Genomic DNA, 8,132 nt, shown 5'->3' with positions numbered 1-8,132 from the left:
TGTGATTTAAAGCATAACTTTGCCGCAACGGCAACTTTATGGTTGAAAAGTACTGCGGCAAACTTATGGGTTCTTGGCAACTTTTGGTTTAAATCACAATCGTTAGGAATAGTGGTGATCGCTCTCAGTTCTTGCACCCCGTCATTGAATTTTTCAATGTAGTATTCGTAGGGTTCAATGAAAATTTCTTCGCTTGCGTTGGTGTCGCTGTTTTTGTTTGTTTTTGAACGTGTCGTAATAAGTAATTAGGGTGTCTACGCTGCTGGCGCAGAGCATGGCGGAGAATTTTTTGCCGTGGGTTTTACGGTTATGGTTGGCAATAATCCAATCGACAATTAAAGAAATTCGTTCGGGATTTTCAAACAATTCTCGGTCTAATTTTGGCTCTGTGATCAGCGTGCCGTCTTTGCGTTTGCCTAAATCTTTGACAGTGCCCCAATACTCGACGGAAAATTTAAGAACATTTTCATCAGCGATCGCATTAGTGATCACATATTTATGCAGACATTCCTGGAATAGGTCTTTGGTAGTGCGTCTACCGTGTTGATTACTGGCAGCGTTATCGGCAAAGATGGGAGTCCCGGTAAAGCCGAACATTTGGGCTTGGGTAAAGAATTTGACGATATTTTTATGAGTTTCGCCAAATTGGGAACGGTGGCATTTTTGTCTCGCAGACGTTTGGCGCGATCGAAGACGTTGCCTTTGTCGAGGTGGTTGAGGATGCTTTTAAACTCGGTGTTGCTGAGGGTGATACTGTTATGTTTTTCCAGTTGGGTTTTGAGGTTGGCTTTGAAGTCTTCGGCATTGCGAAGGATGACAGGTTCGTAGCCTAATCCCGTGACGCGATCGATCAGTTTTTGTTCAAGTTCAGCTTCGGTTTGCGTCATGGGGAATGGGTAATGGGTAATGCTTTGATTCTATTCCCCATTCCCTGGTTCAAGGGTTAAACCGCGATAGACTTGTTCAATAGGGAAATTGAGGTTAATGCTTTTGAGTTCGATTGTGTCGCCTGCTTTGTAGTTGATAATCAACCAGTCGCCTGCGTCGTTTTTGTGATATAGGTCGATTTCGATGCTGGTGGAACTGACTAGTAAGTAATCGATTAAGGCTGGGTTTTGGCGGTACATTCGGAATTTGCCGCCTCTGTCGTAGGCTTCGGTGCTGGCGGAGAGGACTTCGACAATGAGGCAGGGGTAGGTAATATATTGGGTTGTGGTTTTATCGCGATCGTCGCAGGTAATGCTGACATCGGGATAGGTGTAGTTATTGGTTCCTACAATGTTAACTCTCAGGTCTGAAGTTGCGGTGTCGCAGCCACTCCCTTCTAAATGAGTAGTAAACAATGTGATGAATCTGGCAGCAAGTAAGCTATGGTTTTTGCTACCGCCAGTCATGGCGTAAAATTGACCGTTGATCAGTTCGTGTTTTTCTAGTTGCTGTTCTTCCCAAGTGAAATATTCTTCGGGGGTTAGGGTGGCGAAATTTTCTTTGGCGGCGCTCATGATGGGGTTAGCTCCTGTGTAGCGAAATTGATGGTATTACCCTATTTTATACAAACATTTTTTGGAGTAAGCCTTTTTTGAATTGTTCGGTTTGGTCGGTTTCGCGGGAGAGGGCTTCGATTTTGGTTTTACGGTATTTATTATTCAAGATTTTCTAAATTGGCTAGGTCTTGTAGTTCTTGATTAATTTGTGTCATTACATGAAATCTATCTGCAACTACTTGAGCATTAGGCATTAGTTCTGTAACTACATTTTTGTAACCTACCCACAAATCTATACTCACTTCTTCAATTTGTTCTAAGACCTCAGTTCCCCACTCTAAAAGAGCTTCCTTGACTACCTCTTGGGTGCGTCCACTTAACAGATTTATTAGTTTAGATGTATCTAAATCTATTAATACTGCACAGTAATTACCTTTGCCTTTAACTAGCGTTATTTCATCGATTCCCAGTCTTTTTATCTTGTAAGGTTTTGAATCCGATAATTCTTGAGATACATCTTTTAACATTCTTTCTATCTCTTCTGTGGGAAAGAAGAACACACTTGAACTTTAGTTCAACACAGGGAAAGGTTCGTCAAACTCACATTAAAAAAAATCAGCCACCCAAGGAGAACTACCTGCAAATATTTGCGTAGCTGCTGAAATAGCTGTTTCTGTCCCATGCAATTTTCCGGCTATTTGCAATTGGTAGGGAGAGAACAAACTTGTATATATTGGTGCTAGTTCTCGAACATCTAGCTGCAACTCACCTTTTCCACCTTTTGTAACTTTACCGCGTCCATTGGCGACAGAAAGGATGAATTTACCATTGTTTGCATCTAACAAATTATCTTGAATATCTAAGTGCAGTTCAGTTTCAATTGCCGATGGATAACCGCGTATCTCCAGCGCCTTGACTACATCTACTACCCGGAACATCCAACGCATCGTATTCTTGAGTTTGGCAGTTTGCTCTGGTAGCAGCAATGTCAAGGAATCAATTGCAGAACTCCTCCATCGCACTTGGTCAATTTGGGAGCGATGACTGGCAAGAAAAGACCAGAATGTTTGTGCAGCCGCAACTGTGAGAATTACCCAATCTTTTATTCGCAGGATTGTGCCATCCTCTTTTGAATGTTGGCTGAAGAGGATGTAGCCTTCGGGTTTCTCTTTTGTACCGATAAAATATGCGTAAAATGTTTCTTTATCATCTGGCTGGATTAAGCGCTCCCAGATTGCGGGATGTCGGTCTAAATATCCATGCGTTAATTTCGCCTGCTGCTGATATAGTTCGTGAAAAACTTGATGATTGATTGGAAATATTGGTTGCAAAGGTAAGGGTTGCTCCCGCAATTGGATACTTTTAGTAGGAACTTCCCAATTACACCAGCTACCCCCCTGCTCATACCCGACTTTTCGATACAAGCCTTGAACTGCTGGATAAAGAGCAGAGAGCGGTATACCTCTAGCATAAAGTTCTTTGAGGGTGTGCTGCATAAGAGCGATCGCAGCTCCCGAACCGCGATACTCTGGAGCAATGCCTACTGCGGCAATTCCTGTCATTGGTACACGCACACCACCCCACCACTGGCCCATATCCAGAGTTGCCAATCCACCAACTAATTGTTCTGATTTACGGATAATGCGGAAGTTTTCTACGCCAACCAGATTGATGTAAGCTTCCTCGCCACCAAGTCCACTGATAAAACACTGATCAAAGATACTCCCAAGCTGCTGAATATCTTGGGGATGGGCAAGAGTGCTGTATTCAAATTGAGCCGTCATCTCTTATACCACTAGTACAAAACCACAATTATGCTACAGCAAGCGTTGTCTTTATGCTTCATCAACTATGTTTTTTTGACTCAACCTATCATATCGTGTCTGGTTCAGGACTTATCATTACGCAGTTCTTGCTGTTCTTACTGGGGGAAAGAGGGTTTTCCTATTTTTGCACAGATGTGGTAACTGTAACTAATTAGCTTGGCCTAATAAGCTAAAAAACATCTAATTTGCATAATCGAATTAAATATAACTCTTGTGGGGTGGGCATCTTGCCCGCCCAGTATATGCAATTTAAATGTGCAACAGCTTATCATCACCAACTACTAATCAAACAGCGTAGGCGTACCCCGTCGTAGACATCGCTCTTATTTAAACACTAGTTGCCAAAATTTAAACGTTAGCAGCTAATGTTGCTTGATATATAAGAAAGGCTTAAGTATTTGCAGGTCAGCTATAATCAGTTGCAACAAATGCTTAAACATTTGCAACAATTGCTCTTTCATGTATAAGAAAAAATTAAGCATTTGCAAGAAATGTATAAGTTGTTGCAAACGCTTTAACGTTAGCAGCTAATGTTGCTTGATGTATAAGAAGGGCTTTAACATTTGCAACAATCATTGCAATGAACTTATAAATCTATTTACTAGCTCAAATCAAAAAGTTTTCTAAGTGAAATTAACTAAAGTTTTGTAAATGTGATGTCTACGACGGGCTACGCCTACGCAACTCATTAGCTTTAAATTTGCTCACTTTCTTTGGCAAGCTACGAATTAACTCACGCAACACATCAGTTTTAATTCCCAGAGCGAAAATATTATTGTTCCACAACTGTCTAGTTCACAAAAAAATCCTGCTTTCCGAGACTTACCTCATTATTTGGGATTCCGTAAGAAAACTGAAAATAAGGTTGCACCAAAAATATTGATCAGTCAGCCAGTGAATAAAGTACTTGCAAAAAAGGATCAGCCTTATTTAATATTGTGGCGGGATAATCTTAACGGCGATGTCTCGATTAAGTTGTACGATGGAAACAAACTTATCCAAAACATTTCTTCCCGTACCGCTAGCGATGGAGTTTATGAGTGGACACCTCGTATTTCCGTAAAAGAAAGCTATTTTATTCGGATTTCTAGCTGGAAAGACCGGAATATTTTCGGGCAGTTGCAATTGTAAGTAATATAGCGCTTTTCGTTTGTATGCAATACACTCTGACCTCACTTCCATTCCTCTCTCCTAAGGGGAGAGAGGCTTTGAATTTTACTCCCCTTCCCTTGCAGGGAAGGGGCTGGGGGTTAGGTCTGTATTGGAATCAACTAAGAAGCGCTATAAAGATAAGCGCTATTTTTAGCGGTGCGGAATGGGAAAATGAAAGGGATAACTGGCTAAACGCAAACCTCTTAGCAAGTTTGGCGGTGTGGCAGTGATTGGAATTGTCATCGTTTCTCACAGTAAACAACTAGCTTTGGGTGTGCAAGAACTCGCCGCGCAGATGGTTCAGGGTAAAGTCTCTATTGCTGTTGCAGCAGGTATTGAAGATCCAGAAAATCCATTGGGTACAGATCCTATTCAGGTTTATGAAGCGATCGCTTCTGTTTTCTCTGATGATGGTGTCCTGGTATTAATGGATTTGGGTAGTGCTTTGCTGAGTGCAGAAATGGCAATCGAGTTTTTGCCAGAAACACAGCAGCAAAAAGTGTATTTGTGTGAAGCACCTTTAGTAGAAGGTGCGATCGCTGCTGTAGTCGCTGTGGCGGCTGGTAGAGATATTCACCAAGTCATGGCGGAAGCACGCGGCGCCCTCTTAGCAAAAGCAACTCAATTGGGTGTAGTTAGTAGGCCGTTGTCACTTGTCAGTCACAACACCCCAACAACCAATCTAGAATCACCAACGCGAGAAATCAGGTTAATTGTGAGCAATCGCTTAGGATTACACGCCCGTCCCGCAGCGCAGTTTGTGACAACCGCAGCCCGGTTTCAATCGCAAATTCTAGTGCGGAATTTAACGAGAAATACTGAGCTTGTTAGGGGTGACAGTATTAACCAAGTTACAACTTTAGGGGTGCGTCAAGGACACGAATTGTTGATTACTGCCACTGGTTCTGATGCAGATGAAGCACTAGCAGCATTACGGGCATTATTCGCAAATAATTTTGGTGAAGATAATGTTGCTTTGAATTCTCCACCAGCATTGCACCATGAAGTTACACCAGCAATTCACGGCGAACTTTCGGGAATTGCAGCTTCTGCTGGAATAGCGATCGCACCTGTTGTTCATTATCAACCCACACACGTTTTAATTACGGAATACCACGTAGACGAGCCTGATATAGAGTGGCAAAGATTACAAGCAGCAATTCACACCGCCAGACAAGAAATCCAAGCAGTTTTCTCCCAAGCTTCTCTGCAAATTGGTGACGCTGAAGCCGCCATCTTCGATGCTCAATTACTATTTTTAGAAGATCCAGTACTGTTGGAAGCGGCTAAAGAGCGCATTTTTGAACACCATATAAATGCTGAAGCCGCTTGGCAAGCCGTAGTCGATAAAGTAGCGACTTCCTACCGCACACTTGAGGATTCTTATCTGCAAGAGCGAGTTGACGATATTGTGGATGTCGGGCAAAGGGTGCTGCGATTATTAACTGGGAATGCCCCTGCTAACTTGCATCTTGAGGAACCTGCAATTTTAGTAGCGACTGATTTAACTCCCTCAGATACCGCTAGACTAGACCCGACAAAGGTATTAGGTATTTGTACAACTTTAGGTAGTGCCACATCTCACAGCACAATTATCGCTCGGACATTGGGTATTCCCGCAGTTTTGGGAGTAGATGCCCAGGTGTTGCACTTGGCAGATGGTACACTTATGGCACTTGATGGTGAAAGTGGCAAAGCTTGGGTAGAACCAGAATCACATATCTTGGATTTACTGGCAGCAAAGCAAGAAGCTTGGCAAACTGCCCAACAGGAAGCACGAGCTACAGCACATCAGCCAGCAATTACTCGTGATGGTCGGCAAGTTAGCGTTTTCGCCAATATTGGTAGTATAAATGATGTGCAAGTTGCGGTGGCTAGCGGTGCAGAAGGTGTGGGACTACTCCGCACTGAGTTTCTTTATCTGGATAGGAGAAGCGCCCCCACAGAAGAAGAACAACTAGAAGTATATCAGGCGATCGCGCAAGTTTTAGATAATCGTCCGCTAATTATTCGTACCTTAGATGTGGGTGGCGATAAGCCACTTCCTTATCTCAGAGTAGGGTTTCCCGAAGCTAACCCTTTCTTAGGTTGGCGGGGAATTCGTTTCTGTTTAGATCATTTGGATTTGTTTAAAACTCAGCTACGGGCAATTTTGAGAGCCAGTGTAGGACACCAAATTAAGATCATGTTGCCAATGATTGCTAGTGTAACTGAGGTACGTGCAACTAAAGTAATTTTGGGTGAAGTGCAGGCTGAACTAAATCAAGCTGGTATTTCCTTTGATGCAGCAATGAAAGTAGGAATTATGGTAGAGGTTCCGGCATCTGTTGCGATCGCAGATCAGTTAGCAGCTGAAGTAGACTTCTTTAGTATAGGGACTAACGACCTGAGTCAGTACGTCATGGCTAGCGATCGCACTAATCCCCGCGTGGCAAATTTAGTTGATGCGCTACATCCAGCAGTTTTACGAATGGTGCAGCAAACTATCCAAGCTGCTCATGCGGCGGGAATTTCGGTAGGATTATGTGGAGAATTGGCAGCAGATACTTTAGCAACACCAATTTTATTAGGTTTAGGGCTGGATGAATTGAGCGTGAATCCTCAAAGTATACCTGGAGTGAAACAGGCGATTGCTAGGTTTTGTATAGTTGAAAGTGAAGCGATAGTCGCATCAGCATTGCAACAAGATTCTGCAATTCATGTTAGAGAACTAATCTCAACTTCAGTTATTCCCCCCGCATGAAGTACCTACATGGACTGCTCATCATCGGGAATCTTTGTGTCAGAAATATGCTTTAGTCCCCAAGCAGTAATCACTTTTAATACAGAGCGAAGACTTTTTCCTCGTTCTGTTAATTGATAGTTCATTCGACGAGGATGGTTGCTGTATGGCTGTTTCTCCACCAAGCCCATCTCTTCGAGAGACTTAAGGCGATTTGCCAGAATATTGCTTGAAATTCCTTCAGGGGATTCTAAAAACTCTTCAAAACGTTGTTTTCCAAAAAACATCATGTCTCGAATAACCAGAAGTGTCCAACGATCACCGATTAAATCAAGCGAACAAGCGATTGGACAGGGTGAACGGTGAGATTGGGTCATTAGCAAAACTAGATTTGCAGGTTACTTGCATTTTACAAGTAATATCCGTTATATTAACTTGCAGTTTGCAACTTAAAAATTAAATGAGGTCATGATGGCTCAAGTCGCACTAACTACTAGAACTGGGCAAAACTTTGCTGTGACTGATTTGGGATTATTTTCTCAATTGCGGCAATTTATTTTTGAGGCTCCAAAAGCCCATATAAAGGCAGAGGGTAAAGTATTTTTAAAGCAGATTCTCGATCTCTCAAGCGCCGAAATTTCGTTTAACAACCTTTCCCCTAAGACATCTGTGCCTTTTTATCACAAGCATCGTTTAAATGAAGAAATTTATATCTTTGTTAAAGGGAAAGGTGAGTTTCAGGTTGATGATTGTGTGTTTTCTGTAGGTGAAGGAACCGTTGTGCGAGTAGATCCTGAAGGAGAACGCTGTATACGAAATACTTCAGATACCGAAGATTTATGCTGGATTGTGATTCAGTCACGAGTAGGTTCTTACCCAGACCATACCATTGAAGATGGTTTGGGTGTTCAGAAGCGAGTTAGTTGGGTTGGCAAGCAGCAGATTTAA

General features: G+C 42.5%; 7 protein-coding genes and 2 pseudogenes. 3 read left to right on the top strand and 6 right to left on the bottom strand.

What is annotated here, in order from left to right; genetic code table 11:
* Positions 1-174: 174 nt before the first annotated feature.
* The 5 genes and pseudogenes from VE944_RS13520 to VE944_RS13500 form a co-directional block, all read right to left on the bottom strand.
* A pseudogene (locus tag VE944_RS13520) lies at positions 175-600 on the bottom strand (type I restriction endonuclease subunit R); the annotation flags it as partial.
* Positions 489-887 carry a hypothetical protein gene (locus VE944_RS13515; protein ID WP_324977773.1) on the bottom strand — a complete coding sequence of 133 codons (399 nt, stop codon included), beginning with the start codon at positions 885-887 and terminating at the stop codon, positions 489-491. The gene VE944_RS13515 and the pseudogene VE944_RS13520, both read right to left, overlap by 112 nt.
* A gap of 30 nt (positions 888-917) precedes the next feature.
* Positions 918-1,502, bottom strand: a complete 585-nt coding sequence (locus VE944_RS13510; RefSeq protein ID WP_324977771.1) for a Uma2 family endonuclease — start codon at positions 1,500-1,502, stop codon at positions 918-920.
* A gap of 152 nt (positions 1,503-1,654) precedes the next feature.
* Positions 1,655-2,026, bottom strand: a pseudogene (locus VE944_RS13505) (ISL3 family transposase); the annotation flags it as partial.
* Positions 2,027-2,089: 63 nt separating this feature from the next.
* Positions 2,090-3,268: a GNAT family N-acetyltransferase gene (locus tag VE944_RS13500; protein ID WP_324977769.1), complete on the bottom strand. Its 1,179-nt coding sequence runs from the start codon at positions 3,266-3,268 to the stop codon at positions 2,090-2,092.
* Positions 3,269-4,204: 936 nt separating this feature from the next.
* Between VE944_RS13500 and VE944_RS13495 the strand changes: the two genes are divergently transcribed.
* Entirely contained in the window at positions 4,205-4,441 is a 237-nt protein-coding gene (locus VE944_RS13495; protein WP_324977767.1) for a hypothetical protein, read from the top strand.
* A gap of 247 nt (positions 4,442-4,688) precedes the next feature.
* Complete coding sequence (ptsP, locus tag VE944_RS13490; RefSeq protein WP_324977774.1) at positions 4,689-7,205, top strand: phosphoenolpyruvate--protein phosphotransferase; 2,517 nt, start codon at positions 4,689-4,691, stop codon at positions 7,203-7,205.
* Between the two features lie 5 nt (positions 7,206-7,210).
* Here the strand turns inward: ptsP and VE944_RS13485 are convergent, their stop codons facing one another.
* The gene (locus VE944_RS13485) at positions 7,211-7,561 is read right to left on the bottom strand and encodes a winged helix-turn-helix transcriptional regulator (RefSeq protein ID WP_324977765.1); all 351 of its coding nucleotides are present in this window, start codon (positions 7,559-7,561) and stop codon (positions 7,211-7,213) included.
* Positions 7,562-7,652: 91 nt separating this feature from the next.
* Between VE944_RS13485 and VE944_RS13480 the strand changes: the two genes are divergently transcribed.
* Entirely contained in the window at positions 7,653-8,132 is a 480-nt protein-coding gene (locus VE944_RS13480) for a cupin domain-containing protein (protein WP_324977763.1), read from the top strand.

Origin of the sequence: Nostoc sp., from assembly GCF_035638895.1 — a bacterium.
Lineage (GTDB): Bacteria > Cyanobacteriota > Cyanobacteriia > Cyanobacteriales > Nostocaceae > Nostoc.
The sequence above is the reverse complement of the archived record's forward strand: the minus strand, read 5'-3'. Positions and strand labels throughout refer to the sequence as shown.

What these genes read in the sequence shown, in the direction of transcription:
- VE944_RS13515 (WP_324977773.1), bottom strand. Translation starts at nt 887, where the DNA reads ATGACGCAAACCGAAGCTGAACTTGAACAAAAACTGATCGATCGCGTC.
- VE944_RS13510 (WP_324977771.1), bottom strand. Translation starts at nt 1,502, where the DNA reads ATGAGCGCCGCCAAAGAAAATTTCGCCACCCTAACCCCCGAAGAATAT.
- VE944_RS13500 (WP_324977769.1), bottom strand. Translation starts at nt 3,268, where the DNA reads ATGACGGCTCAATTTGAATACAGCACTCTTGCCCATCCCCAAGATATT.
- VE944_RS13485 (WP_324977765.1), bottom strand. Translation starts at nt 7,561, where the DNA reads ATGACCCAATCTCACCGTTCACCCTGTCCAATCGCTTGTTCGCTTGAT.
- VE944_RS13480 (WP_324977763.1), top strand. Translation starts at nt 7,653, where the DNA reads ATGATGGCTCAAGTCGCACTAACTACTAGAACTGGGCAAAACTTTGCT.